Genomic DNA, 24,310 nt, shown 5'->3' on the forward strand with positions numbered 1-24,310 from the left:
CAACCATGACAATAAGATCGCTACCCGCCCGCTCACCTTTAAGCCTTGCCGTGCAAGCCTTTGTGCTGGTGGGCAGCCTGTCCCTCAGTGCTGTAACGTTCGCGGCCGCCGAACCCGCCAAGCCGACGCGCACTGTCACCTGGGAAGACATCGCCAACGACCACCTGACCACCCAGGACGTGCTGCAATACGGCATGGGCACCAACGCCCAGCGCTGGAGCCCGCTGGCCCAGGTCAACGACAAGAACGTGTTCAAGCTCACCCCGGCCTGGTCCTACTCGTTCGGCGACGAGAAGCAACGCGGCCAGGAGTCCCAGGCCATCGTCAGCGACGGCGTGGTCTACGTCACCGGCTCCTACTCCCGCGTGTTCGCCCTCGACGCCAAGACTGGCAAGCGCCTGTGGACCTACAACCACCGCCTGCCCGACAACATTCGCCCGTGCTGTGACGTGGTCAACCGGGGTGCGGCGATCTTCGGCGACAAGATCTACTTCGGCACCCTCGACGCGCGCCTGATCGCCCTGGACAAGAACACCGGCAAAGTGGTGTGGAACAAGAAGTTCGGCGACCACGCCGCCGGCTACACCCTGACCGGCGCTCCGGTGCTGATCAAAGACAAGGTCAGCGGCAAGGTGCTGCTGATCCACGGCAGCTCCGGCGATGAATTCGGCGTGGTCGGCCAGCTGTTTGCCCGCGACCCGGACACTGGCGAAGAAGTATGGATGCGCCCGTTCGTGGAGGGCCATATGGGCCGTCTGAACGGCAAGGACAGCACGCCGACCGGCGACGTCAAGGCCCCTTCGTGGCCGGATGACCCGACCACCGAAACCGGCAAGGTCGAGGCCTGGAGCCACGGCGGCGGCGCCCCTTGGCAGAGCGCAAGCTTCGATGCCGAGACCAATACGATCATCGTCGGCGCCGGCAACCCCGGCCCGTGGAACACCTGGGCGCGCACCGCCAAGGACGGCAACCCCCACGACTTCGACAGCCTCTACACCTCGGGCCAGGTCGGCGTCGACCCCAGCACCGGCGAAGTGAAGTGGTTCTACCAGCACACCCCGAACGACGCCTGGGACTTCTCCGGCAACAACGAGCTGGTGCTGTTCGACTACAAGGACAAGGACGGCAAAGTGGTCAAGGCCACCGGCCACGCCGACCGCAATGGTTTTTTCTATGTGGTGGACCGCAATAACGGCAAGCTGCAGAACGCCTTCCCCTTCGTCGACAACATCACCTGGGCCAGCCATATCGACCTGAAGACCGGGCGTCCGGTGGAGAACGAAGGCCAGCGTCCGGCCAAGCCATTGCCGGGTGAAACCAAAGGCAAACCGGTGGAAGTCTCGCCGCCGTTCCTGGGTGGCAAGAACTGGAACCCCATGGCCTACAGCCAGGACACCGGGCTGTTCTACATCCCCGGCAACCAGTGGAAAGAGGAATACTGGACCGAAGAGGTCAACTACAAGAAGGGCTCGGCGTACCTGGGCATGGGCTTTCGCATCAAGCGCATGTATGACGACCACGTCGGCACCCTGCGTGCGATGAACCCAACCACCGGGAAGGTGGTGTGGGAGCACAAGGAAGCCTTGCCGCTGTGGGCTGGCGTGCTGGCCACCAAGGGCAACCTGGTGTTTACCGGCACCGGCGACGGCTTCTTCAAAGCTTTCGACGCCAAAACCGGCAAGGAGCTGTGGAAGTTCCAGACCGGCAGCGGCATCGTCTCGCCGCCGATCACCTGGGAGCAGGATGGCGAGCAATATGTCGGCGTAACCGTCGGCTATGGCGGCGCGGTGCCGTTGTGGGGCGGCGACATGGCCGAGCTGACCAAGCCGGTGGCACAGGGCGGGTCGTTCTGGGTGTTCAAGATCCCGAGCTGGGATAACAAGACCGCCCAGAAGTAACCCTTGCGAGATGACCGGACCGCCTTTTGTGATGAGCGGGCTTGCCCCGCTCACCACAGGATCCCTAGAGGTTGCACGATGAACTACCTGCCCTTGTTACTCCTGCTCTCCCTGCCCCTGGCGCACGCCGACGATGGCGACGACGCCCCGCTGATCATCAACGGCTGTACCCTCGCCGAACACAGCCAATGCCCCGGCGCCAACCTCAAGGGCGCCGATTTGCGCAACCAGGACTTGAGCAAGATGAACCTGGCCGGCGCCGACCTGCGCGAGGCGGATCTGCGCCATGCCAACCTCGACCTGGCCAACCTGGAAAAAGCCCAGCTGCAAGGCGCCAACCTGACCCGCGCCAGCCTGCAACAGGCCAACCTGCGCCTGGCCAACTTCAGCGGCGCCACGCTGATGGCGATCCAGGGCTGGGGCTTGTTTGCCCAGGGGGCGCAGTTCGAAAACGCCAACCTCAGTGCGGCCTACCTGCAGTTTGCGCGGCTGTCCGGGGCAAAAATGCACAAGGCCAACCTGCGTGCGGCCGACCTGGAGATGACCTGGCTGAGCAAGGCCGACCTGCAAGGTGCCGACCTCAGCGACGCCAACCTGCAGGAAGCCAAGTTCGGCGAGAGCAACCTGGAACAGGCCACCCTCACCGGCAGTCGCCAGCACTATGCGAACTTCCAGGATGCCAATATGGAGGGCTGCCAGGATTGCCCAACGACCTGGGATCGCTGAAACGACGCCATTGAAATGTGGGTTTTGTGCACGCCCGGTTATCCAACCACCCGCACCACCCCCATGTCGATCCCCAGGTGCACCAGCTCGGCATGGGAACTCACCTGCAATTTGCTCTTGAGCAAGGTCAGGTGATTGGACACGGTCTTGCTGCTGATATTCAGCTGGTCGGCAATCGCTCGGGTAGGCGTGCCCCTGGCCAGCATCAGGAAAATCTCCAGTTCACGCGGGGTCATGCCCTGCAAGCGTCGATCGCTGGGGGTATAGGCCAGTTCGGTGGCCAGGGCCTGCTCGATGTAGGCGTGGCCGTCGAGGATGCGCCGCACCGCTTCGATCAACACCTCGGGGGCCGAGGTTTTGGTCAGGTAGCCTGAGGCCCCGGCGTCCAGGGCCTGGCGCACCAGGGGCAGCTCGTCGTGCATGCTGAAAAACAGCACACGCAGGTGCGGCAGGCGCTGGCGCAGGCGACGGGTGGTTTCCAGGCCGCTGATGCCCGGCAAGCCGAAGTCCATGATCACCAGGTGCGGCAGCGCTTCCTGGACCCGGCTCAACGCTTCTTCACCACTGGCCGCCTCGCGCACTTCAACGGCCGGCAGCAGCGCGCGCAGCAGGCTGGCATAACCCTGGCGCACCACAGCGTGGTCATCCACCAACAGAATATTCATGAAGCCTCCAACGGCACGTTCAACGCCAACGCCCAGCCGGCGCCGGGCTGGCTGATGATCTTCAATTCGCCGCCCAGGCAGCGGGCGCGTTCGGCCATCGAATACAGGCCCACGCCGGGCCGCTGGGGCGTGTCTGCACCGCGACCGTTATCACGCACCCACAGGCGCAGGCGCGAACCGCGATGTTGCAGACGCACGTGCACCTGGCTGGCGTCGGCATGCCGCAGGATGTTGGTCAGGGCTTCCTGGAGCAGACGGTACAGATGGGTCTTGCTGGCGCCGGGCAACAGCGGCAGGTCCGTACTGACTTGCAGGTGGCAGGGAATGCCGTGGCTGGCCTGCCACTGCGTGACCAGCATCGAAAACGCCTCGGCCATCGGCAGGTGTTGCAGGGCCACCGGATAGAGATCGTGGACCAGCGCCCTGAAGCCTTGCTGCAAGTGCTCGCAGTGATCCTCCAATTGCGCCACGGTGGACGCCAGCAGATGCGGCTGGTCGGTGACCAGGCGCAACAGGCAGGCCTGGGCGCGAATGCCGGCCAGGTATTGACCGAGGTCATCGTGCAGGGTCTGGGCCAGGTGGGTGCGCTCCTGTTCCTGCACCGCCAGCAGGGTCTGGGTGAGCCGGGTGTTATCGGTGCGCGCCTGCTCCAGGGCGTCGGTCATGCGGTTGAAGTGCAGCGCCAACTGCCGTGCTTCCGGCGCGCCTTTACTGCGCAGGCGCACGTTGAGCTGGCCGGCGCACACCTGATGCAGCGCGCGCAGCAATTCATCCAGCACGCCCATGCCACGGCGCACCGCCCAGCGGATGGTCAACAGGCTCAACACCAGGGCCAGGGCGCACAGGCCCAGCAGTTGTTGCAGGGAATCCCAGACCTCATCGATCTCATCCCGAGGGTCGACGGCGATGGACACGCGCCGACCGTCCGACAAGTCCAGCACCTGGGCACTGCGTCGTGCCTCGGCAAACAGCAGGCGCCCGAGCCAGGCGTCCAGCCCGTCCGGGGCCGGCGCTTGCGCGGTGTCGCCGCTCGCCAGCCAGTGCACACGTACATGGCGCAAACTCGCGGTGAGGTGGGGTTGCAGGCTGGCCGGGTCGCGCTCGGCGGTTTCGCTCAGGTAGTGCACCACTGCTTCGGCCGATTGCAGCTCGTGCTCCACATCGGCCAGGGCCTGGTGCAGCAACAGCGCGGTGCAGGCGCAGGTCACCAGGGCGAAGAAGCCGCACACCCACAGGTTGATGCGCCATAGGGCCGACAGGCCGGGCCGGGTGGTGAAGACGCGCATGCTCGTGTCACTCCTGTGAATAAGACCGGTAGGGATCCATGCTAAGACCGCACTCGCTGCGCGGGGCTACTACCTTGGTACTGCCCCAGCGCTACTTTCTGCATATTTGCAGCGACGTTCAGGGTTCCTATGCTGGCGCTACCTGTCATGGAGTGCCTTATGCGCCAGCTCGCCCCCTACGCCGTGATCTGCCTGCTGGCAATCGCCTGGGCCGCCAACGGCCAGGCCGCTGAAGCGCCCTTGCAGGTGCAGATCGGCTACCTGGGTTATCGGCCCGATCCGGGCCCGCTGCTGTCGAACGTCATTCCCGAGCCTGCCGATGCCGGGCAGCGCGGCGCTGAACTGGCGATCCTCGACAGCAACAGCACCGGCGCCTTTCTCAACCAGCGCTATAGCCTGACGACCGCCACGGTAGACACCCCAGACGCCCTGCTCGCCGCCGCCCAAGCCCAGCATGCCCAAGGCCTGCGCCTGTTCGTGGTCAACGCGCCTGCCGCCAGCCTGCGCCAACTCAGCGCGGCGCTGCCCGACAGCCTGCTGTTCAATGCCGGCAGCCCGGATGACAGCCTGCGCAGCACCGCCTGCCTGGGCAACGTGCTGCATACGCTGCCCAGCCGCGCGATGCTCGCCGATGCGCTGGCGCAGTTCCTGGTCGTGCGCAAATGGCAGAAAGCGCTGTTGATCGTCGGCCCCACCGAGGATGACCAGGCCTACGCCGCCGCCCTGCGTCGCGCCGCCAAACGCTTCGGCGTGCAGTGGGTGGCGGAAAAGGCCTGGCGCTTCGATAACGACCAACGCCGCAGCGCCCAGGCGGATATGCCGCTGTTCACCCAGACCGCCGAATACGACGTGGTGTTGGTGGCCGACGAGCGCGGCGACTTCGGCGAGTACGTGCCCTACCAAACCTGGTACCCGCGCCCCGTCGCCGGCACTCAGGGCCTGACGCCCACTGGCTGGCACAAAACCGTCGAGACCTACGGCGCTGCCCAATTGCAGAAACGCTTCGAGGCCCTGGCCGGGCGCTGGATGAACGACCGCGACTTCGCCGCCTGGATGGCCGTGCGCAGCATCGCCAGTGCAGTGAGCAAGTTGCGCCAGGTCGAGCCCATGGCGATCCGTCAACTGGAAATCAGCGAGCAACTGCCCCTGGATGGTTTCAAGGGCCGCAAGCTTAGCTACCGCCCCTGGAACGGCCAACTGCGCCAACCGATTCCCATCGTGCAGCCCCGCGCGCTGGTCAGCACCTCGCCCCAGGACGGCTTCCTGCACCCCACCAACGAAATGGACAGCCTGGGCTATGACAAACCCGAGGTGACCTGCCGCTTCCCTTGATCACCTACCCACAATAATAAGGACTCCGCCATGCGCCGCACCCTGCTCTCATGCGCCCTGCTGCTTGCCGCCGGGCACGCCGTGGCCAGTACCGCCTGGGTCTCCAACGAGAAAGACAACAGCCTGAGCCTGATCGACATGCAGTCCCTGCAAGTCACCGACACCCTCAAGGTCGGCCAGCGTCCGCGAGGCTTGCTGCTGTCCCATGACAACAAGCTGCTGTACATCTGCGCCAGCGACTCGGACCGCGTGCAGGTGATGGACGTGGCCACGCGCAAGATCATCAAGGAACTGCCCTCCGGCAAAGACCCCGAGCAGTTCGCCCTGCACCCCAATAACCGTTGGCTGTATGTGTCCAACGAAGACGACGCGCTGGTCACCGTGATCGACACCGAGACCGCCAAGGTGCTCGGCCAGATCAACGTCGGCGTCGAACCCGAAGGCATGGCCGTGAGCCCGGATGGCAAGTGGGCGGTGAACACCAGCGAAACCACCAACATGCTGCACTGGATCGACACCAGCACCCAGACCCTGGCCGACAGCACCCTGGTGGACCAGCGCCCGCGCTTCGTCGAGTTCAACCACGATGGCTCGCAGCTGTGGGCCTCGGCGGAAATCGGCGGCACCGTGACCATCCTCGACGTAGCCAGCCGCGCGATCCTCAAGACCCTGACCTTCAGCATCAAGGGCGTGCACCCGGACAAAGTCCAGCCGGTCGGCATCAAGCTCAGCGCCGACGGCAAGTACGGCTTTGTCGCCCTCGGCCCGGCCAACCATGTGGCCGTGATCGACGCCAAGACCTTCGAGGTCCTCGACTACCTGTTGGTGGGCCGCCGCGTGTGGCAGATGGCATTTACCCCGGACGAGAAACAGTTGCTGGTCACCAACGGCGTGAGCGGCGATGTGTCGGTGATCGATGTGGACAGCCTCAAGGTGATCAAGTCGGTGAAGGTCGGGCGTTACCCGTGGGGCGTGGTGGTCACACCATGAACGCCCTGGAGGTGCGCGACGTGAGTTTCGCCTACGGCGCACGGCAGGCCTTGTGCGAGGTGAGTTTCAGCCTTGCACCGGGGCGCTTTGCGGCGCTGCTGGGGCCCAATGGCGCCGGCAAATCCACCTTGATCGCCCTGCTCACGCGGCTGTATGACCTGCAAAGCGGCGACATCCGCGTGGGCGGTCACTCCCTGCGTGAGGCACCGCGTGCGGCCCTCACCCAGTTGGGTGTGGTGTTCCAGCAAAGCACCCTGGACCTGGATCTGAGCGTGGAACAGAACCTGCGTTACCACGCCGCGCTGCATGGTTTATCGCGGCGCCAGACCGACCTGCGCGTAGCCGCCGAACTGGCACGCCAGGCCCTCACGGAACGGCGCCGCGAAAAAGTCCGCGAGCTCAACGGCGGACACCGGCGCCGGGTGGAAATCGCCCGGGCGTTGCTGCATGAGCCGCGCTTGCTGCTGTTGGATGAAGCCAGCGTCGGCCTCGACCCGGCCAGCCGCCTGGCGCTGAACCAGCACGTGCGCAGCCTGTGCCTCGAACACGGCATCAGCGTACTGTGGACCACCCACCTGCTCGACGAAGTGCAGTCCGACGATGCGTTGATGATTCTGCATCAGGGTCGTCTGGTGGCCCGTGGGCAAGTCGATGCCTTGATCGCGCAACAAGGCGGCGACCTCGGCAGTGTGTTCGCGCGTTTGACTCGCCCCACCACGACGGGAGCAGCGGCATGAACGCTTACTGGCAATGCCTGCGCGGCATCGTGCTGCGCGAGTGGCTGCGGTTTGTGTTGCAGCGCACGCGGTTTCTCAGTGCGCTGGTGCGCCCATTGCTGTGGCTGCTGGTGTTCGCCGCCGGGTTCCGCGCCGCGTTGGGCATCTCGGTGATCGAACCCTACGACACCTACATCCCCTACGAGGTGTACATCATCCCGGGGCTGGCCTGCATGATCCTGCTGTTCAACGGCATGCAAGGCTCGCTGTCGATGGTCTACGACCGCGAGATGGGCAGCATGCGCGTGCTGCTGACCAGCCCGTTGCCGCGCACGTTTTTGCTGTGCAGCAAGCTGTTGGCCACCGCGCTGATTTCACTGTTGCAGGTGTATGGGTTCCTGGCGATTGCCTGGGTGTACGGCGTGCAACCACCGGCCATGGGGCTGTTGATCGCCCTGCCGGCGTTGCTGCTGGTGGCCTTGATGTTGAGCGCCCTGGGCCTGTTGCTGTCGAACGCGATTCGCCAACTGGAGAACTTTGCCGGGGTGATGAACTTCGTGATCTTCCCGCTGTTTTTCCTGTCTTCGGCGCTGTACCCGCTGTGGAAGATGCGCGACTCCAGTGAATGGCTGTACTGGCTGTGTGCGATCAACCCGTTTACCCACGCTGTGGAGCTGGTGCGCTTCGCCCTGTACGAACGCTTCGCCGGCCTGGCCTTGGCGGTGTGCCTGGGCTTGACCGTGCTGTTCGCGGTGTTGGCGGTGCTGACCTTCAATCCCCAGCATGCGGCGTTGCGCAAAAAGGGCTGACGGCGGCAAAAACTACTACTTTAGTACTGGTTTTCCTGTCTATCGTCGCATTCCCAAGGGCTCGGGACTCACGTGTAATGCGCGCATAACGATAAGGATCGCCCTGCCATGCTGTACGCCCGACTGCCTCTGTTGGCACTGCTGTGCCTGTTCGTCGCCAACGTCCAGGCTGACGCCCCTCTGTTTTCCGCCGACGGCTACCGCATCAGCCTGTACCGCAGCCCCACGCCCGACCACCTGCCCGGTGCCACGATTGTCGACACTGCGGCGCTGCAAACCCTGCTCAGCCAAACACCCGCGCCCGTGCTGATCGACGTGTACCGCCGCCAGTGGCTGCAAGGTCGCTTCATCGAAGACCAGCCCCACGCCAACCTGCCCGGCAGCCACTGGCTGGCCAATACGGGCGACGGCGACCTGACGCCGGAGTGGCAAAGCTATTTCGTGCGCCACCTGTATGCCTACAGCGGCGGCGACCTCAAGCGACCGTTGGTCTTCTATTGCCGCTCCGATTGCTGGCTGAGTTGGAACGCGGTAAAACGTGCCGCCAACCTCGGCTATACCTCTGTGTACTGGTATCGCGACGGACTGGATGCCTGGGAAGCGGCGAAGCTGCCGGTGACGGTCGCCCAACCCGAGCCATTTCAAACATCACAATAAGCAAGGTGAACGGCCATGTACAAAATCCTGATTGCCGACGATCACCCACTGTTTCGCGAAGCGATCCATAACGTCATCAGCGACGGCTTTCCCGGCAGCGAAGTGATGGAAACCGCCGACCTCGACAGCGCCCTTGCCTTGACCCAGGAACACGACGACCTCGACCTGATCCTCCTCGACCTGAACATGCCCGGCATGCACGGCCTCAATGGCCTGATCAACCTGCGCAACGAGGCGCCGACCATTCCGGTGGTGATCGTCTCGGCCGAGCAGGACAAGCAAGTCGTGCTGCAAGCCATCACCTATGGCGCCGTGGGCTTTATCACCAAATCCTCGCCGCGCCTGCAAATGACCGAGGCGATCCAGCAGATTCTCAACGGCAACGTGTACCTGCCGCCGGACATCATCCGCACCCAGAAGCCTGGCACCCACCGGCGCCTCAACGAAAACCCCGGCTTCGCCCCCGAACTGCTGCAAGCCCTGACGCGCAAGCAATTGCTGGTGCTGGAACGCATGACCAAGGGCGAGTCGAACAAACAGATCGCGTACACGCTGGAGATTGCCGAGACCACAGTAAAGGCCCACGTGTCGGCGATCCTGCGCAAATTGAATGTGCATAACCGGGTGCAGGCGATCCTCAGCGCCGGGGATATCGATTTCGGCTCTTACCTGCGCCGCTGACCCGCCTCACACCACACCGGTCAAATGTGGGAGGGGGCTTGCTCCCGATGGCGGTGCATCAGTCAGTTATGATGTCGACTGACCCACCGCTATCGGGCGCAAGCCCCCTCCCACATTTTGATCTCCACTTGTGGGTATTTCGCCGTTCATTTGCCGAGCAGGTGGCTCATGGCGGTCTTGAGTTTCATCGGGCGTACCGGCTTGTGCATTAGGGTGTGTCCCAACTCGCGGATCTGCTGCTTCAACTCATTGCTGTAGTTGGCGGTGATCATCAACGCCGGTATCGCGCGGCCGCGTCGTCCATTGATGCGGGCGACGGCGTCGACGCCGTTCTGGTCGTCGTCGAGGTGGTAATCGGCGATCAGCAAGTCGGCTTCGGCATGGTAGTTATCCACCTGCCGTGCCAGGTCTTGCTCCGACAACGCCGTGATCACCTGGCAGCCCCAGCCTTCCAGCAAGGTGCGCATGCCCGCGCAGATCGCCGCGTCGTTATCCAGCACCCACACCCGCGCGCCTTGCAGGCGTTCGAGCATCGGTTCGCTCATGGCCAGTATTGGCAGCGACTTGGGCGCCGTGGCGCTCAACGGCACCTCCACCGAGAACATTGAGCCTTTACCCGGCCAGGATTTGACGCTGATACGATGACCCAGGATCCCGGCAATCTTTTCCACAATCGCCAGCCCCAGGCCCAACCCCCGGTCCTGGTCGGGCCGCTGCACATCACCGCGCTTGAACTCCTGGAAAATCTCCTCCAACCGCTCCTCGGCGATGCCCATGCCGCTGTCCCACACCTGGATCAACAAACGCTGATGCTGGCGGCGACACCCCAGCACCACACGCCCGTTGTAGGTGTAGCGAATCGCATTGCTCAACAGGTTGCGCAGAATCCGCGCCAGCAGCTGAATATCGCTGCGCACCAACGCCGAGCAGCCGACAAAATGCAGCGCCAGGCCCTCGCTGCGGGCCAATTCGGTGTACTCGGCGGCCAGGTTGTCGAGCAGTTCACTCAGGGCAAACGGCGCGATGTCGGCCTTGATCACCCCGGCATCCAGCTTGGAAATATCCACCAGGGTGCCCAGCAGGTTTTCCACGTCTTCCAGGGAATTGCTCACGTTGCGCACCAACGTTTCGCTGGGCCGCTCCAGCAGCGCGCTGGTAAACAGGCGCGCCGCATTCAAAGGTTGCAGCAGGTCATGACTGACGGCGGCGAGGAATTTGGTTTTTGACAGGTTGGCCTGCTCGGCCTCCAGCTTGGCTTCACGCAGGCGCGCCTCCACGCGGCGGCGCTCGTCGATCTCCTGCAATAACTGATCGTTGAGCGCGGTCAGTTCCGAGGTGCGCTGGGCCACGCGTTGCTCCAGGTGCTGATAGGCCTGGTGCAGGGCTTCGGCGGTGCGGCGGCGTTCGGTGATGTCGCGGATCAGCACGAAGATCCCTACCACTTCGCCGCTGGCCAGCGTATTCGGCACATAGGAGCGCAGCATGTAGCGCTCCTGATTATTGATGTTGGTCTCGGCGAATTCAAAGGTCACGCTCTCCCCCGCCAGGGCGCGGGCGACGTAGGCATCCAGGCGCTGGCAGTGTTGCTCACTGTGGACCTCGCGCAGGCTCTGGCCGAGCATCATGCCGCGCGGCCAGCAATACCATTCTTCATAGACTTTGTTGGTGAACTCGTAGACCAGGTCGGCGTTCAGGTAGCCGATCAGGGCCGGGACGTTATCGGTGATCAGGCGAATCCAGCGTTCGCTTTCCTGGGCCTTTTGTGCCGCGACCTGTTCGCCGCGCAGGGTTTCGGCGCGCAGCCGGGCGTTGATCAGCAAGTGGTTGCTGGCCTTGAGTTCGGCCATCGCTTGGTTCAGCGCGTCGGTGCGTTCACGCACTTGCTCGGCCAGCACCACGGAATGCTGAAAGGTGGTGTAAGGGTTATTGCCCTGGGCCATGCCGGACTCGATGCGTTCGATCAGCGCAGCGTTGATCCGTGCCAGCTTGTGGTTGTCCTGTTGCAGCTGGGCAACCTGGGCGAGCAGTTCAGCGCCGACCTCGGGCAATGGCGACTCCAGTGAAGGTCTGGTTGATATGCATGCCATTGAACTGTTCTCCGTAGGTGTTGAAGCCCATCACCCGCTGGTCACGCAGGAAACCGCCGATCTGTTCCAGATTGTCGCTGTCTTCCAACTCCAGGCGGCGCAGGAAGCAGTCGCAGCCGATGGTCAACAGCAGGTCGCCAAGGCGCGCTTGCAAGCCGTCGAACAGGGTTTGCAGGTTCGGCAGGATCAGCCCGGGCTTCATCACGGTGAGGACGATGCCGTTTTCCACCGCGCAGTAGAAACTCAGGCTGAGGTCGTCGTGCACTTGCTGGATCGCCCGCACGTAGTACTGGTCGTGGATGCGTACCGCCAACGGATGCGCCGCGAAGACCCGGTGATCGAGGTCGGCCACTGCCACGCCGATATGCCGCGCGTATTCTTCGGCGGCCGGTTCGGCATTGAGCTCGAAGACCCGGCGCGACGGGCTGTCGGCGCCGGTGACCACCAGTTTTTCGCTGCGCGGCAGGATGTGGTGGGTGGTGAACACCTCGAAATCCAGCCAGGTATTGACCAGCACCACCACCGCCGCACCGCTGTGGAAAGCGCCGTTGAAATACACGTGGGTGTGGGTGAGGAAATTGTCGTCGCCGGCCGAACCGCCGAAATGCGGAATGTCGCCAAGCGCCGCGCTGAGGGCAGCGAGCACCACCTCTTCACGGCTGGACAAACCATCGAGCAGGGTCAGGGCGAAGGTGTTGCCCTTGATCGGTGCCAGGGTATTGCTGCGGCAACCGCCGACGAGACGTTCGACCATCTGCTGGGCATCGATCAGGCTGAAGTGTTCCACCTGGTCGATCAGCTCCGTGGCGATGGAAAAGTGCGCGTGGTTAAAGCCCATTGCCGTCACGCAATTGCGGCCGTAGCCCTCGGGCGTGATCTCGCCAGCGCTGGTGCAGCCCACCACGCGCACGTTGCCGAAACACGCTTGCAGGGCCTGGCCCAGGGCCTGCAGGTCGTAGGACGCCGAGCAGAAAAACAGCACGAAGCCCAGGTACGGATGCAGCAGTTGCCGCGCCAACTCCTCGGCGGCCTGCCCGGCATCGGTAGCCTGGGACATGGCACTGACTACGCCTTCACCGTTATGCATCGTTGCCTCCCCCTCTGAGGCATGAGTTTACGAAGAGCGAGGGTTGGGACCTATGCTACTTGGGTACTGGGTAGGGGGATGCGATGGGATGAGGGCGCTTGATCGTTCCCGCCGCGTAGGAACGATTACGTTCAAAGCAAGGCGCTGACCAGCATGCCGATAGCCACCACCACACACAGGCTGGCAAACCCCACCTGCAACGTGCGTGCGGCAACCACCGAGCACAGGCGCCGGCCGATCAGCATGCCGACGATACTCGCCGCGATAAATACCCAGCCAAGGGATTCGATGCGTACCCCGGCATGCAACGCGCCGGCCACGCCGATCAGCGAAATCAGGCTGATCACCATCAGCGACGTGGCGACGATGCCGCGCATCTGCACGTCGGTGAGTTGCTTGAACGCGGGTACGATCAAAAAGCCGCCGCCCACCCCGAGCAAACCCGAGACCGCCCCCGTCACCGCGCCCAGTGCGGCCAGGGTGGCGCTGCATTTGGCGGTCCAGGCCAAGCGCCCGGTCTGCTGGTTGAGCATGCAGTTCTTCTGCCCCCAGGACGCGCTGCCATGATCACTGGGTCCCGGCTGGTTTTTTTCGCGCTGCAACATGCGCCAGGCGACCAGCACCATCAACGCGCTGAACAAGCCCATCAACAGCGGTTCCGGCAATTGGTGGGCGACAAACACCCCCACCGGGGAGAACAGCGCGCCGAGCAACGCGATCAGCAACGCAGCACGATAACGCACCAGACCATGGCGCAAACCGTCGATCGCCCCCACCGCTGCCGCCGCACCGACGGCGAGCAACGACACCGGCGCCGCCTGGGTCATGCTCAAGCCAAGGCCCAGCACCAGCGCCGGCACCCCAAGGATGCCGCCGCCTGCGCCCGTCAACCCCATGACCACGCCCATCAATAATCCCAACACACTGGCCAGCAGCATTCAGTCCACCTTGCTCAGACGGGTCAACCACTCGCGGCCCTTGAGCATGCCATTCCAGTAGAACCATGGCAGCAGCGTGGCCTTGAGAAACCACATCGAGCGACGTGCCTGGGTCGGGTCCAGGGGGAAGGTCGGCAGTAACTTGCCGCCGTAGCCGAACTCGGCCAACACCACCTTGCCCTTCTCCACCGTCAATGGGCAGGAGCCGTAACCATCGTACTTGAGCGGCAGCGGCGCCTGTTTGCGCAGGGCCAGCAGGTTCTCGGCAACCACCACGATCTGCTTGCGTACCGCAGCGGCGGTCTTGGCGTTGGTGGTGCCGCACACGTCACCCAGGCCGAAGATGTGCGGGTAACGCAGGTGTTGCAGGCTGTGGGGGTTCACTTCGCACCAGCCGGCGGCGTCGGCCAAAGGGCTTTGGCGGATGAAATCCGGGGAGACTTGCGGTGGGACGACGTGCAGCAAGTCGAAGGATTTTTCTTCAATGCGAGCATTGCCTTCGACGTCCTTCACTTCGAACCAGGCCTTGCGTGCCGGGCCGTCGACTTTCACCAGGTTGGCATTGAACGCCAGGCGCGCGTTGTACTTCTCTACGTATTTCATCAACGGCGGCACGAACGTCGCCACGCCGAACAGCGCGGCGCCGGCCAGGTTGAATTCGACGTCGATGTTTTTCAGCACGCCCCGCTTGAGCCAGTGATCGCAGGACAGGTACATGGCTTTTTGCGGCGCGCCTGCGCATTTGATCGGCATGGCCGGCTGGGTGAAGATCGCCTTGCCGCCCTTGAGTTGCCGGACCAGTTGCCAGGTATAGGCGGCGTGTTGGTAGCTGTAGTTGGAGGTGACGCCATGCTTGCCGAGGGTGTCTTGCAGGCCTTCGATCTTCTCCCACGCCAGCCTCAGGCCGGGGCATACGATCAGGTGTTGCCAGCTGACGCGCTGGCCGCTGTCGAGGATCAGGGTCTGCTCGTCGGGCAGTATTTCGCTGACGGCGGCCTGCACCCAGGTAACGCCATTGGGCAATACATCAGCCAGCGGGCGGCGGGTTTTTTTCAGGTCGTAGGCGCCGCCACCCACCAAGGTCCACGCGGGCTGGTAGCAATGGTGGTCGCTCGGTTCGATCAGGATGATGTTCAGATTCGGGTCGCGCTTGAGCAGACTGGCCAGCAGGCCAATGCCTGCCGAGCCGCCGCCGATGACTACGATGTCGCCACTGATGGTCGGTCCCCAGTGTTGGTCGGTCATGGTCTATCGCCTTTGTCATACATGCACACAAGGGTCGCTGCCAGATGGCGTCACGCCCAGCTTTTTATGACCGCGCCGCAGTACAGCCCGGACAGGGTCTTCATGACTTGAATCACTTCGTGGCTGGCCAGCCCGTAGAAGATGTATTTACCTTCCCGACGGGTGGCGACCAACCCTTCGTCACGCAGGATGCCCAACTGTTGAGACAGCGTCGGCTGACGCACGCCGGTCAGGGCTTCGAGTTCGCCGACATTGCGCTCGCCCTGGGTCAGTTGGCACAGGATCAACAAGCGGTCCTCATTGGCCAGGGCCTTGAGCAAGGAACAGGCCTTGGACGCCGATGCGCGCAGCTGGGCGACTTCGCTCTCACTCAGAGTAGATTCCATTTGCTTCGGGTCCTTTTTGTCACTTAAGCTCGAAACATTATGTGAAAACATAAACTGATTGTAACTACTTTTTTCTTCACCCGGGACAAACGCCATGCCAGCGCTGATTCAAGCCTTTCTGGACGAGGCATCATCGACCTACACCTACGTCGTTTATGAAGGCGATGGCGGCCCCTGTGCCATCGTCGATTCGGTGCTCAACTACGACCCGGCCTCGGGGCGCACCGAGACCGTCCAGGCAGACAAGATCATTGCCTTTGTGCGCGAGCACAGCCTGCAGGTGCAATGGTTGCTGGAAACCCACGCCCACGCCGATCACTTGTCTGCCGCGCCTTACCTGCGCCGGACGCTGGGCGGCAAGATCGCCATCGGACAGTCGATCAGCAAAGTGCAGGGCGTGTTCAAGAACCTGTTCAACCTGGAGCCGGAGTTTCGCGTGGATGGCTCGCAGTTCGATCATCTGTTTGCGCCCGATGAGGTGTTCCACATCGGCACCCTCAAGGCCCAGGCCCTGCATGTGCCTGGGCATACCCCGGCGGACATGGCCTACCTGATCGATGGCCGACTGATTCTGGTGGGCGACACGCTGTTCATGCCGGATGTCGGCACGGCGCGCTGTGACTTCCCCGGAGGGGATGCGCGGCAGTTGTATGCGTCGATGCGCAAGTTGCTGGCCTTTCCATTGGAAACCGAACTGTACGTCTGCCACGACTACCCGCCCGACGGCCGTAAGGCAAAGTGCCGGACCACGGTGGCGGAGCAGCGCGCAGGAAATATCCATGTGCATGATGGCGTGGATGAAGCCACGTTTGTCGAGATGCGCACCCAGCGCGATGCCGGGCTGGGGATGCCGACGCTGTTGCTGCCGGCGATCCAGGTGAATGTGCGGGCGGGGAATATGCCGCCGGCTGAGGACAATGGAGTGGTGTACCTGAAGATCCCGATCAACCACCTCTAACCGAGGTTGATACCATTGGCCGGCAACGGCAGCGCAGTCTTGTAGCGCACCTGCTTCAACGCAAAGCTCGACCGGATGTTCGCCACCCCCGGTACCTTGGTCAAAAAGTCCATCATGAAACGCTCCAGCGACTGGATCGTCGGCACCAGCACCCGGATCAGATAGTCCGGGTCACCGGCCATCAGGTAGCACTCCATCACTTCGGGCCGGTCGGAGATCGCGCCTTCGAACTGCTGCAACGCCAACTCATTCTGTTTTTCCAGGCTGACGTGGATGAACACGTTGACGTGCAGCCCCAGCAAATCGGCGTCGAGCAGCGTGACCTGGTCACGGATCAAGCCCAGTTCCTCCATCGCTTTCACCCGATTGAAACACGGCGTGGGCGACAGGTTCACCGAGCGGGCCAGGTCGGCATTGGTGATGCGGGCGTTCTCCTGCAGGGCGTTGAGAATGCCGATATCGGTACGGTCCAGTTTGCGCATGAGACAAAATCACCTGTTTATTATGTTTATGCAGTTTTTTTATCCGCAAATGATCGTGAGCGCAATGAAACACAGATAAATATTCTTCTACGCCCCGCCTATGATTGTTGTAGGACAAGATTTCTCCTATCCGGAGGCTGACTGTCAGCTAGCGCGCCCACTACAAGAAATTCACAAGATAGAGCGTAGAAAGCCATGACCCAGCAGTATGAACCACTGCGCCTGCACGTCCCTGAACCCTCGGGCCGCCCAGGCTGCAAGACCGACTTCACTTACCTGCGCCTGACCGACGCCGGTACCGTGCGCAAACCCGCCATCGACGTAGAACCCGCCGACACCGCCGACCTGGCCAAGGGCCTGATCCGCGTGCTCGACGACCAGGGCCAGGCCCTGGGGCCGTGGGCCGAAGGTGTTTCCGTCGAAATCATGCGCAGAGGCATGCGCGCCATGCTCAAGACGCGGATCTTCGACAACCGCATGGTGGTCGCCCAGCGTCAGAAAAAAATGTCGTTCTATATGCAGAGCCTCGGCGAAGAAGCCATCGGCAGCGCCCAGGCCCTTGCCTTGAACATCGACGACATGTGTTTCCCCACCTACCGCCAGCAAAGCATCCTGATGGCCCGTGAAGTGCCACTGGTGGACCTGATCTGCCAACTGCTGTCCAACGAGCGAGATCCGCTCAAGGGCCGCCAGTTGCCAATCATGTATTCGGTCAAGGACGCCGGCTTCTTCACCATTTCCGGCAACCTCGCCACCCAATTCGTACAAGGCGTGGGCTGGGGCATGGCCTCGGCGATCAAGGGCGATACCAAGATCGCCTCCGCCTGGATCGGCGACGGCGCCACCGCCGAATCCGACTTCCACACCGCCCTCACCTTCGCCCACGTATACCGCGCGCCGGTGATCCTCAACGTGGTCAACAACCAGTGGGCGATCTCCACCTTCCAGGCGATTGCCGGCGGTGAAGCCACCACCTTCGCCGGACGCGGCGTCGGTTGCGGCATCGCCTCCCTGCGCGTGGACGGCAACGACTTCATTGCGGTGTACGCCGCTTCCGCCTGGGCTGCCGAGCGTGCGCGCCGCAACCTGGGGCCAACGCTGATCGAGTGGGTCACCTACCGCGCCGGGCCGCACTCCACGTCTGATGACCCTTCGAAATACCGCCCAGCCGACGACTGGAGCCACTTCCCCCTGGGCGACCCCATTGCCCGTCTCAAGCAGCACCTGATCAAGATTGGCCAGTGGTCCGAAGAGGAACACGCGGCGGTCAGTGCCGAACTTGAAGCCGAAGTGGTCAAGGCACAGAAAGAAGCCGAACAGTACGGCACCCTCGCCGGCGGCCAGATTCCAAGCGCCGCAACGATGTTCGAAGACGTCTACAAAGAGATGCCGGAGCATTTGAAGCGCCAGCGTCAAGAGTTGGGGATCTGACATGAACGATCACAACAACAGCATTGAAGTGGAAACCGCCATGACCACCACCACCATGACCATGATCCAGGCCCTGCGCTCGGCCATGGATGTGATGCTCGAACGCGACGACAACGTGGTGGTATTTGGCCAGGACGTCGGCTATTTCGGCGGAGTATTCCGGTGCACCGAAGGCTTGCAGACCAAATACGGCAGCTCTCGCGTGTTTGACGCGCCGATCTCCGAAAGCGGCATTGTCGGCGTGGCGGTGGGCATGGGCGCCTACGGCCTGCGCCCGGTGGCCGAGATCCAATTCGCCGACTATGTCTACCCTGCCACCGACCAGATCATCTCCGAAGCAGCGCGCCTGCGTTATCGCTCGGCCGGCCAGTTCACCGCGCCATTGACCATGCGCATGCCTTGCGGCGGCGGCATCTACGGCGGCCAGACCCACAGCCAGAGTATCGAAGCGGTGTTCACCCAGGTCTGCGGGCTGCGCACGGTCATGCCGTCGAACCCCTATGACGCCAAAGGCCTGTTGATTGCCTCCATCGAAAACGATGACCCGGTGATCTTCCTGGAGCCAAAACGCCTGTACAACGGCCCGTTCGATGGCCATCACGATCGTCCGGTGACCCCGTGGTCGAAACACCCGCAAGCCCAAGTGCCGGACGGCTACTACACCGTGCCACTGGACGTGGCCGCCATTGTGCGTCCGGGCTCGGCCGTGACGGTGCTGACCTACGGCACCACGGTGTATGTGTCGCAAGTCGCTGCCGAAGAGACCGGCATCGACGCCGAAGTCATCGACCTGCGCAGCCTGTGGCCGCTGGACCTGGAAACCATCGTCAAGTCGGTGAAAAAGACCGGCCGTTGCGTGGTGGTACATGAAGCCACCCGCACCTGCGGCTTTGGTGCCGAGCTGGTGTCGCTGGTGCAAGAGCATTGCTTCCACCACCTGGAAGCGCCGATCGAACGCGTCACCGGTTGGGACACCCCCTATCCGCACGCGCAGGAGTGGGCGTATTTCCCAGGGCCGTCCCGAGTGGGCGCGGCGTTGAAACGGGTCATGGAGGTCTGAATGGGCACGCACGTTATCAAGATGCCGGACATTGGTGAAGGCATCGCAGAAGTTGAATTGTCGGTGTGGCATGTGAAGGTCGGCGACATGGTCGTCGAAGACCAGGTGCTGGCGGATGTGATGACCGACAAGGCAATGGTGGACATTCCCTCGCCGGTGCATGGGAAGGTCATTTCCCTCGGCGGCGAGCCAGGTGAAGTCATGGCCGTGGGCAGTATTTTGATCAGCATTGAAGTGGAAGGTGCGGGCAACGCCAAGGAAGCGCCGGCAGCGAAGGAGACGCCGACAGCCGCACCGGTGGTTGAAGCCAAGCCTGCGCCGGTGGCGGTTGAAAGCAAACCAGCGCCGGTTGTCGCGGCCCAGGCGCCTGTGGCGCGTGCCGCCGACGAACGCCCATTGGCCTCCCCCGCCGTACGCAAGCACGCATTGGACGCGGGGATTCAACTGCGCCTGGTCCAGGGCTCCGGTCCGGCCGGGCGGATTCTGCATGAGGACCTCGACGCCTACCTGCAACAAGGCGCGTCAAAGCCTTCAACAGCCACCAATCCCTACGCCGAACGCAACACCGAAAAACAGATCCCCGTCATCGGCATGCGCCGCAAGATCGCACAGCGCATGCAGGACGCCACCCGTCGTGCCGCGCATTTCAGCTATGTAGAAGAGATCGACGTCACCGCCCTCGACGAGTTGCGCGTGCACCTCAACGAGAAGCACGGCGCCACGCGTGGCAAGTTGACCCTGCTGCCGTTTATCGTGCGCGCCATGGTGGTTGCACTGCGGGACTTCCCGCAGATCAATGCGCGTTACGACGATGAAGCCCAGGTGATCACCCGCCTTGGCGCGGTGCACGTAGGTGTCGCCACCCAAAGCGACGTAGGCCTGATGGTGCCGGTGGTGCGTCACGCCGAAGGTCGCAGCCTGTGGGGCAACGCCGAAGAAATCGCCCGCTTGGCCACTGCTGCGCGCAATGGCAAGGCCAGTCGCGATGAGCTGTCCGGTTCAACCATCACCCTGACCAGCCTGGGTGCCTTGGGCGGCATCGTCAGCACGCCGGTACTGAACCTGCCGGAAGTGGCGATCGTGGGCGTCAACCGTATCGTCGAAAGGCCGATGGTGATCAAGGGTCAGATCGTGGTGCGCAAGATGATGAACCTCTCCAGTTCCTTCGATCACCGTGTAGTCGATGGCATGGACGCGGCGCAATTCATCCAGGCCATTCGCGGCCTGCTCGAACAACCCGCCAGCCTGTTCCTGGAGTAACGCATGACTCAGACGTTGAATACCACGCTGCTGATTATCGGCGGCGGCCCTGGCGGTTATGTGGCGGCGATCCGCGCCGGCCAACTGGGCATCCCGACCATCCTGGTGGAAGGCCAGGCGCTGGGCGGCACGTGCCTGAACATCGGCTGCATCCCGTCCAAGGCCCTGATCCATGTGGCCGAGCAGTTCCAGCAAACCATCCACCATAGCCAGGGTTCGCACCTGGGCATCGAAGTGGATGTGCCGACCCTGGACATCCGCAAAAGCGTGGAATGGAAAGACGGCATCGTCGACCGCCTGACCACCGGCGTCGCCGCGCTGTTGAAAAAGCACAAGGTGCAAGTGATCCACGGCTGGGCCAAGGTCGTAGACGGAAAGACCGTCGAGGTCGGCGACCAGCGCATCCAGTGCGAACACCTGCTGCTGGCCACCGGTTCAAAGAGCGTCAACCTGCCGATGCTGCCGATTGGCGGGCCGATCATCTCGTCCACCGAGGCGCTCGCGCCCACGCGGGTGCCCAAGCGCCTGATCGTGGTGGGTGGCGGCTATATCGGCCTGGAGCTGGGCATTGCCTACCGCAAGCTGGGTGCCGAGGTCAGCGTGGTCGAGGCCCAGGATCGTATCCTGCCGGCCTATGATGCTGAGCTGACGCAGCCGGTGAACGAATCCCTCAAGCACCTGGGGGTGAAGCTGTACCTCAAGCACAGTGTCACCGGTTTTACCGATGGCAGCCTGCAAGTACGCGACCCGAATGGCGACACCGTGTCGTTGGCAACTGATCAGGTGCTGGTTGCTGTGGGTCGCAAGCCCAACACCCAAGGCTGGAACCTCGAGGCGCTGAACCTGGAGATGAACGGCGCGGCGATCAAGATCGACAGCCGCTGCCAGACCAGCATGCGCAACGTGTATGCCATCGGTGACTTGAGCGGCGAGCCGATGCTGGCGCACCGCGCCATGGCCCAGGGCGAGATGGTGGCCGAACTGATCAGCGGTAAACACCGTGAATTCAACCCGGCCGCGATCCCGGCCGTGTGTTTTACCGACCCGGAACTGGTGGTCGTCGGCAAGACACCCGACGAAGCCAAGGCCGCCGGATTGGACTGCATCGTGTCGAGCTTCCCGTTCGCGGCCAATGGCAGGGCCATGACCCTGGAGTCGAAGACCGGTTTCGTGCGGGTGGTGGCGCGACGTGACAACCACCTGATCGTCGGCTGGCAGGCCGTGGGGGTGGGTGTCTCCGAGCTGTCCACCGCCTTTGGCCTGAGCCTGGAAATGGGTTCACGTCTGGAAGATGTGGCGGGCACCATCCACGCCCACCCGACCCTCGGCGAAGCCGTTCAGGAAGCCGCGTTAAGGGCGTTGGGCCACGCCCTGCACCTGTAAAAGCGCGGCAGGGCCCACCCACCCGCTCCCACACCGGCCAAGAATGAAGTATTGTTGTGCCCATCCAGAAAAAAACCGACAAGCCTGCCTTCGACCAGGCGGTTGACCAGAGATAGAGGGTGTCATGGGTAACGAAAGCATCAATTGGGACAAGCTGGGTTTTGACTACATCAAGACCGACAAGCGGTTTCTCCAGGTCTGGAAAAACGGCGAATGGCAAGCAGGCACCCTGACCGATGACAATGTGCTGCACATCAGCGAGGGCTCCACTGCCCTGCACTACGGCCAGCAATGCTTTGAAGGCCTCAAGGCCTACCGCTGCAAGGACGGTTCGATCAACCTGTTCCGTCCGGACCAGAACGCCGCCCGCATGCAACGCAGCTGCGCCCGCCTGCTGATGCCGCATGTGCCGACCGACGTGTTCATCGACGCCTGCAAGCAAGTGGTCAAGGCCAACGAGCACTTCATCCCGCCATACGGCAGCGGCGGCGCGCTGTACCTGCGCCCGTTCGTGATCGGCACCGGTGACAACATCGGCGTGCGGACCGCCCCGGAGTTCATCTTCTCCGTGTTCTGCATCCCCGTCGGCGCCTACTTCAAAGGTGGCCTGGTACCACATAACTTCCAGATCTCCACCTTCGACCGCGCGGCACCACAAGGCACCGGCGCCGCCAAGGTCGGTGGCAACTATGCCGCCAGCCTGATGCCAGGTTCCGAAGCGAAGAAGTCCGGTTTCGCCGACGCGATCTACCTGGACCCGATGACCCATTCGAAAATCGAAGAAGTCGGCTCGGCCAACTTCTTCGGGATCACCCACGACAATAAGTTCATCACGCCGAAGTCGCCGTCGGTGCTGCCAGGCATCACCCGCCTGTCGCTGATCGAACTGGCCAAGACCCGCCTGGGCCTGGAAGTGGTCGAAGGCGAAGTGTTCATCGACAAGCTCGACCAGTTCAAGGAAGCCGGCGCCTGCGGTACGGCTGCAGTGATCTCGCCAATCGGCGGCATCCAGTACAACGGCAAGCTGCACGTGTTCCACAGCGAGACCGAAGTCGGTCCGATCACCCAGAAGCTCTACAAAGAGCTGACCGGCGTGCAGACCGGCGACGTTGAAGCGCCGCAAGGCTGGATCGTCAAGGTCTAACTCTGCAACGAGCCCCACCACAAAGCCTATGTGGGAGCTGGCGTGCCAGCTCCCACAGTTTATTTGGGTGTTCTCACAAGTCCTTGGGAATATTCCCTACAATCTTCTTGCCCATACTGATCCTCGGTTCCACCCCATACCCCAACGCCTCGTAGAACCCCACCACCGCGTCGTTGCCGCCGGTGATCTGCAGGTTGATCTTCATGCACCCCAACGCGGTCAATGCCTGTTCCGCGTGGCGTACCAACGAAGACCCCAAGCCATGGCGCCGATAGTCGGCGTGCACCGCCACCGAATACAGCCAGCCGCGATGACCGTCGTAGCCGGCAAGAATCGTCCCGATCACTGCTTTTTTATCCATGGCTACGAAGAACAGCCCATCGTTGACGGCCAGCTTCTTATCAATCGCCAGCGTTGGCAGGTTGTGGGCGGTGTCATAGCCAAAGGCCTGCTGCCAGAGCGCAACCACTTGCGCCCGATGCTGACGGTCGCGATACGGACCGATGGGATGCCGGGACAGCAGCGCTTTTTCCATCACCAATGTACGTTCGTTGCCGTGGTAAACGTCACGCACGGTGTTAAACCCCAGCTTGGTGTAGAACGGCTCGGCCGTCAGCGAAGCAGGCACGCTCAATACCGTCACCCCAGCCTCGCGGGCGCGCAGTTCGATCTCGATCATCAGCAGGCGACCGATCCCCTGCCCTTGCAGCGCTGGATTGACGAACACCGAGCGCACCACATTACCGTCGAGGGCGGCGGTGGCGACGATCACATGATCTTGAATTGCCACCAGTACCTGGCGACGCTTGAGCAAGGCCAGCACCGCATCCGGTGTGAAGTTACTGGCCACCCGCGCAATCACATCCGCCGGATAATCCCGCGCATTGCTGCTATGCAAGGCCGCCAGGATGACCTGGCTGATGCCCTCGGCATCGGCTGCCTGGGCGAGGCGAACGGCGGTAGACATGATTCCTCCTGGCTGACTGCGTTTGAACAACCCGCACAATAGCAATTTTGACCTGCGCTCGCCCGAACAGCCGATTCGGCTGCCTCACCCCACTCTTCAGCTTTCCCGGCTGACCCGCTTCC

Annotated in this window: 23 protein-coding genes; 14 read left to right on the top strand and 9 right to left on the bottom strand. The window is 62.8% G+C overall.

Translation table 11 applies throughout. From position 1 onward, the window contains the following. Positions 1 to 5 precede the first annotated feature (5 nt). Positions 6 to 1,898, top strand: coding sequence for a quinoprotein ethanol dehydrogenase (gene exaA / locus AB4N92_RS01520; RefSeq protein WP_021492845.1), 1,893 nt, complete (start codon positions 6 to 8; stop codon positions 1,896 to 1,898). Between the two features lie 78 nt (positions 1,899 to 1,976). Then, the gene (locus AB4N92_RS01525) at positions 1,977 to 2,624 is read left to right on the top strand and encodes a pentapeptide repeat-containing protein (RefSeq protein ID WP_021492846.1); all 648 of its coding nucleotides are present in this window, start codon (positions 1,977 to 1,979) and stop codon (positions 2,622 to 2,624) included. 38 nt (positions 2,625 to 2,662) lie between these two features. Here the strand turns inward: AB4N92_RS01525 and AB4N92_RS01530 are convergent, their stop codons facing one another. Both AB4N92_RS01530 and AB4N92_RS01535 read right to left on the bottom strand, forming a co-directional pair. Next, positions 2,663 to 3,289, bottom strand: coding sequence for a response regulator transcription factor (locus tag AB4N92_RS01530; protein WP_236267467.1), 627 nt, complete (start codon positions 3,287 to 3,289; stop codon positions 2,663 to 2,665). Continuing rightward, a complete protein-coding gene (locus AB4N92_RS01535; protein WP_236267468.1) occupies positions 3,286 to 4,548 on the bottom strand; it encodes a sensor histidine kinase in 1,263 nt (420 codons plus the stop codon). The genes AB4N92_RS01530 and AB4N92_RS01535 overlap by 4 nt, the downstream gene beginning before the upstream one ends. A gap of 186 nt (positions 4,549 to 4,734) precedes the next feature. Here AB4N92_RS01535 and AB4N92_RS01540 point away from each other — a divergent pair, with 186 nt between their 5' ends. From AB4N92_RS01540 to AB4N92_RS01565, 6 genes are all read left to right on the top strand, one after another. Beyond that, positions 4,735 to 5,907, top strand: a complete 1,173-nt coding sequence (locus tag AB4N92_RS01540) for an ABC transporter substrate-binding protein (protein WP_021492848.1) — start codon at positions 4,735 to 4,737, stop codon at positions 5,905 to 5,907. 30 nt (positions 5,908 to 5,937) lie between these two features. Next, entirely contained in the window at positions 5,938 to 6,897 is a 960-nt protein-coding gene (locus AB4N92_RS01545; protein WP_042572087.1) for a YVTN family beta-propeller repeat protein, read from the top strand. Beyond that, complete coding sequence (locus AB4N92_RS01550; protein WP_236267466.1) at positions 6,894 to 7,634, top strand: ABC transporter ATP-binding protein; 741 nt, start codon at positions 6,894 to 6,896, stop codon at positions 7,632 to 7,634. Before AB4N92_RS01545 ends, AB4N92_RS01550 begins: the two co-directional genes overlap by 4 nt. Beyond that, positions 7,631 to 8,422: an ABC transporter permease gene (locus AB4N92_RS01555; RefSeq protein ID WP_021492851.1), complete on the top strand. Its 792-nt coding sequence runs from the start codon at positions 7,631 to 7,633 to the stop codon at positions 8,420 to 8,422. The genes AB4N92_RS01550 and AB4N92_RS01555 overlap by 4 nt, the downstream gene beginning before the upstream one ends. Positions 8,423 to 8,530: 108 nt before the next feature. Continuing rightward, positions 8,531 to 9,079 carry a PQQ-dependent catabolism-associated CXXCW motif protein gene (locus tag AB4N92_RS01560; protein ID WP_021492852.1) on the top strand — a complete coding sequence of 183 codons (549 nt, stop codon included), beginning with the start codon at positions 8,531 to 8,533 and terminating at the stop codon, positions 9,077 to 9,079. Positions 9,080 to 9,094: 15 nt separating this feature from the next. After that, entirely contained in the window at positions 9,095 to 9,760 is a 666-nt protein-coding gene (locus AB4N92_RS01565; RefSeq protein ID WP_010209341.1) for a response regulator transcription factor, read from the top strand. 146 nt (positions 9,761 to 9,906) lie between these two features. On the opposite strand, the gene AB4N92_RS01570 is transcribed toward AB4N92_RS01565, so the two are convergent. From AB4N92_RS01570 to AB4N92_RS01590, 5 genes are all read right to left on the bottom strand, one after another. Further along, positions 9,907 to 11,847 (bottom strand): PAS domain-containing hybrid sensor histidine kinase/response regulator, encoded by a 1,941-nt coding sequence (locus AB4N92_RS01570; protein WP_042572084.1) that lies wholly within the window; start codon positions 11,845 to 11,847, stop codon positions 9,907 to 9,909. Further along, positions 11,789 to 12,934 (bottom strand): nitric oxide-sensing protein NosP, encoded by a 1,146-nt coding sequence (nosP, locus tag AB4N92_RS01575; RefSeq protein ID WP_021492853.1) that lies wholly within the window; start codon positions 12,932 to 12,934, stop codon positions 11,789 to 11,791. Before nosP ends, AB4N92_RS01570 begins: the two co-directional genes overlap by 59 nt. A gap of 131 nt (positions 12,935 to 13,065) precedes the next feature. Further along, the gene (locus AB4N92_RS01580) at positions 13,066 to 13,872 is read right to left on the bottom strand and encodes a sulfite exporter TauE/SafE family protein (RefSeq protein WP_042572083.1); all 807 of its coding nucleotides are present in this window, start codon (positions 13,870 to 13,872) and stop codon (positions 13,066 to 13,068) included. Next, positions 13,873 to 15,117 (bottom strand): NAD(P)/FAD-dependent oxidoreductase, encoded by a 1,245-nt coding sequence (locus AB4N92_RS01585; protein WP_010209337.1) that lies wholly within the window; start codon positions 15,115 to 15,117, stop codon positions 13,873 to 13,875. A gap of 50 nt (positions 15,118 to 15,167) precedes the next feature. Continuing rightward, positions 15,168 to 15,503, bottom strand: coding sequence for an ArsR/SmtB family transcription factor (locus tag AB4N92_RS01590; RefSeq protein ID WP_236267465.1), 336 nt, complete (start codon positions 15,501 to 15,503; stop codon positions 15,168 to 15,170). Between the two features lie 94 nt (positions 15,504 to 15,597). On the opposite strand from AB4N92_RS01590, the gene AB4N92_RS01595 reads away from it, so the two are divergent. Further along, a complete protein-coding gene (locus tag AB4N92_RS01595) occupies positions 15,598 to 16,461 on the top strand; it encodes an MBL fold metallo-hydrolase (protein ID WP_010209336.1) in 864 nt (287 codons plus the stop codon). Here the strand turns inward: AB4N92_RS01595 and bkdR are convergent. After that, complete coding sequence (gene bkdR / locus AB4N92_RS01600; protein ID WP_010209335.1) at positions 16,458 to 16,943, bottom strand: Bkd operon transcriptional regulator BkdR; 486 nt, start codon at positions 16,941 to 16,943, stop codon at positions 16,458 to 16,460. The two genes, AB4N92_RS01595 and bkdR, sit on opposite strands and share 4 nt — an antisense overlap. Before the next feature lie 195 nt (positions 16,944 to 17,138). Here bkdR and AB4N92_RS01605 point away from each other — a divergent pair, with 195 nt between their 5' ends. The 5 genes from AB4N92_RS01605 (at position 17,139) to AB4N92_RS01625 (ending at position 23,221) form a co-directional block, all read left to right on the top strand. Then, the gene (locus tag AB4N92_RS01605; RefSeq protein WP_010209334.1) at positions 17,139 to 18,374 is read left to right on the top strand and encodes a 3-methyl-2-oxobutanoate dehydrogenase (2-methylpropanoyl-transferring) subunit alpha; all 1,236 of its coding nucleotides are present in this window, start codon (positions 17,139 to 17,141) and stop codon (positions 18,372 to 18,374) included. Position 18,375: 1 nt separating this feature from the next. Then, on the top strand, positions 18,376 to 19,434 hold the full coding sequence (locus AB4N92_RS01610) for an alpha-ketoacid dehydrogenase subunit beta (RefSeq protein WP_010209333.1): 1,059 nt from the start codon (positions 18,376 to 18,378) through the stop codon (positions 19,432 to 19,434). After that, positions 19,435 to 20,694 (top strand): dihydrolipoamide acetyltransferase family protein, encoded by a 1,260-nt coding sequence (locus AB4N92_RS01615; protein WP_236267463.1) that lies wholly within the window; start codon positions 19,435 to 19,437, stop codon positions 20,692 to 20,694. It begins immediately after the preceding gene. A 3-nt stretch (positions 20,695 to 20,697) separates the two neighbouring features. Next, positions 20,698 to 22,077, top strand: a complete 1,380-nt coding sequence (gene lpdA / locus AB4N92_RS01620) for a dihydrolipoyl dehydrogenase (protein WP_010209331.1) — start codon at positions 20,698 to 20,700, stop codon at positions 22,075 to 22,077. Positions 22,078 to 22,201: 124 nt separating this feature from the next. Next, on the top strand, positions 22,202 to 23,221 hold the full coding sequence (locus tag AB4N92_RS01625; RefSeq protein ID WP_021492858.1) for a branched-chain amino acid aminotransferase: 1,020 nt from the start codon (positions 22,202 to 22,204) through the stop codon (positions 23,219 to 23,221). Positions 23,222 to 23,294: 73 nt separating this feature from the next. Here AB4N92_RS01625 and AB4N92_RS01630 read toward each other — a convergent pair whose 3' ends face one another. Continuing rightward, positions 23,295 to 24,188: a GNAT family acetyltransferase gene (locus tag AB4N92_RS01630; RefSeq protein ID WP_074900420.1), complete on the bottom strand. Its 894-nt coding sequence runs from the start codon at positions 24,186 to 24,188 to the stop codon at positions 23,295 to 23,297. Positions 24,189 to 24,310: the final 122 nt, after the last annotated feature.

It is taken from the genome of Pseudomonas sp. S3_A09, assembly GCF_054668065.1.

Excerpts from the sequence above, each read along its gene's own strand:
- AB4N92_RS01565 (WP_010209341.1), top strand. The coding sequence starts at position 9,095 with ATGTACAAAATCCTGATTGCCGACGATCACCCACTGTTTCGCGAAGCG.
- AB4N92_RS01580 (WP_042572083.1), bottom strand. The coding sequence starts at position 13,872 with ATGCTGCTGGCCAGTGTGTTGGGATTATTGATGGGCGTGGTCATGGGG.
- AB4N92_RS01550 (WP_236267466.1), top strand. The coding sequence starts at position 6,894 with ATGAACGCCCTGGAGGTGCGCGACGTGAGTTTCGCCTACGGCGCACGG.
- AB4N92_RS01555 (WP_021492851.1), top strand. The coding sequence starts at position 7,631 with ATGAACGCTTACTGGCAATGCCTGCGCGGCATCGTGCTGCGCGAGTGG.
- AB4N92_RS01595 (WP_010209336.1), top strand. The coding sequence starts at position 15,598 with ATGCCAGCGCTGATTCAAGCCTTTCTGGACGAGGCATCATCGACCTAC.
- AB4N92_RS01605 (WP_010209334.1), top strand. The coding sequence starts at position 17,139 with ATGACCCAGCAGTATGAACCACTGCGCCTGCACGTCCCTGAACCCTCG.
- lpdA (WP_010209331.1), top strand. The coding sequence starts at position 20,698 with ATGACTCAGACGTTGAATACCACGCTGCTGATTATCGGCGGCGGCCCT.
- nosP (WP_021492853.1), bottom strand. The coding sequence starts at position 12,934 with ATGCATAACGGTGAAGGCGTAGTCAGTGCCATGTCCCAGGCTACCGAT.
- AB4N92_RS01585 (WP_010209337.1), bottom strand. The coding sequence starts at position 15,117 with ATGACCGACCAACACTGGGGACCGACCATCAGTGGCGACATCGTAGTC.
- bkdR (WP_010209335.1), bottom strand. The coding sequence starts at position 16,943 with ATGCGCAAACTGGACCGTACCGATATCGGCATTCTCAACGCCCTGCAG.
- AB4N92_RS01625 (WP_021492858.1), top strand. The coding sequence starts at position 22,202 with ATGGGTAACGAAAGCATCAATTGGGACAAGCTGGGTTTTGACTACATC.
- AB4N92_RS01610 (WP_010209333.1), top strand. The coding sequence starts at position 18,376 with ATGAACGATCACAACAACAGCATTGAAGTGGAAACCGCCATGACCACC.
- AB4N92_RS01530 (WP_236267467.1), bottom strand. The coding sequence starts at position 3,289 with ATGAATATTCTGTTGGTGGATGACCACGCTGTGGTGCGCCAGGGTTAT.
- exaA (WP_021492845.1), top strand. The coding sequence starts at position 6 with ATGACAATAAGATCGCTACCCGCCCGCTCACCTTTAAGCCTTGCCGTG.
- AB4N92_RS01540 (WP_021492848.1), top strand. The coding sequence starts at position 4,735 with ATGCGCCAGCTCGCCCCCTACGCCGTGATCTGCCTGCTGGCAATCGCC.
- AB4N92_RS01570 (WP_042572084.1), bottom strand. The coding sequence starts at position 11,847 with ATGGCATGCATATCAACCAGACCTTCACTGGAGTCGCCATTGCCCGAG.
- AB4N92_RS01560 (WP_021492852.1), top strand. The coding sequence starts at position 8,531 with ATGCTGTACGCCCGACTGCCTCTGTTGGCACTGCTGTGCCTGTTCGTC.
- AB4N92_RS01525 (WP_021492846.1), top strand. The coding sequence starts at position 1,977 with ATGAACTACCTGCCCTTGTTACTCCTGCTCTCCCTGCCCCTGGCGCAC.
- AB4N92_RS01590 (WP_236267465.1), bottom strand. The coding sequence starts at position 15,503 with ATGGAATCTACTCTGAGTGAGAGCGAAGTCGCCCAGCTGCGCGCATCG.
- AB4N92_RS01630 (WP_074900420.1), bottom strand. The coding sequence starts at position 24,188 with ATGTCTACCGCCGTTCGCCTCGCCCAGGCAGCCGATGCCGAGGGCATC.
- AB4N92_RS01545 (WP_042572087.1), top strand. The coding sequence starts at position 5,938 with ATGCGCCGCACCCTGCTCTCATGCGCCCTGCTGCTTGCCGCCGGGCAC.
- AB4N92_RS01615 (WP_236267463.1), top strand. The coding sequence starts at position 19,435 with ATGGGCACGCACGTTATCAAGATGCCGGACATTGGTGAAGGCATCGCA.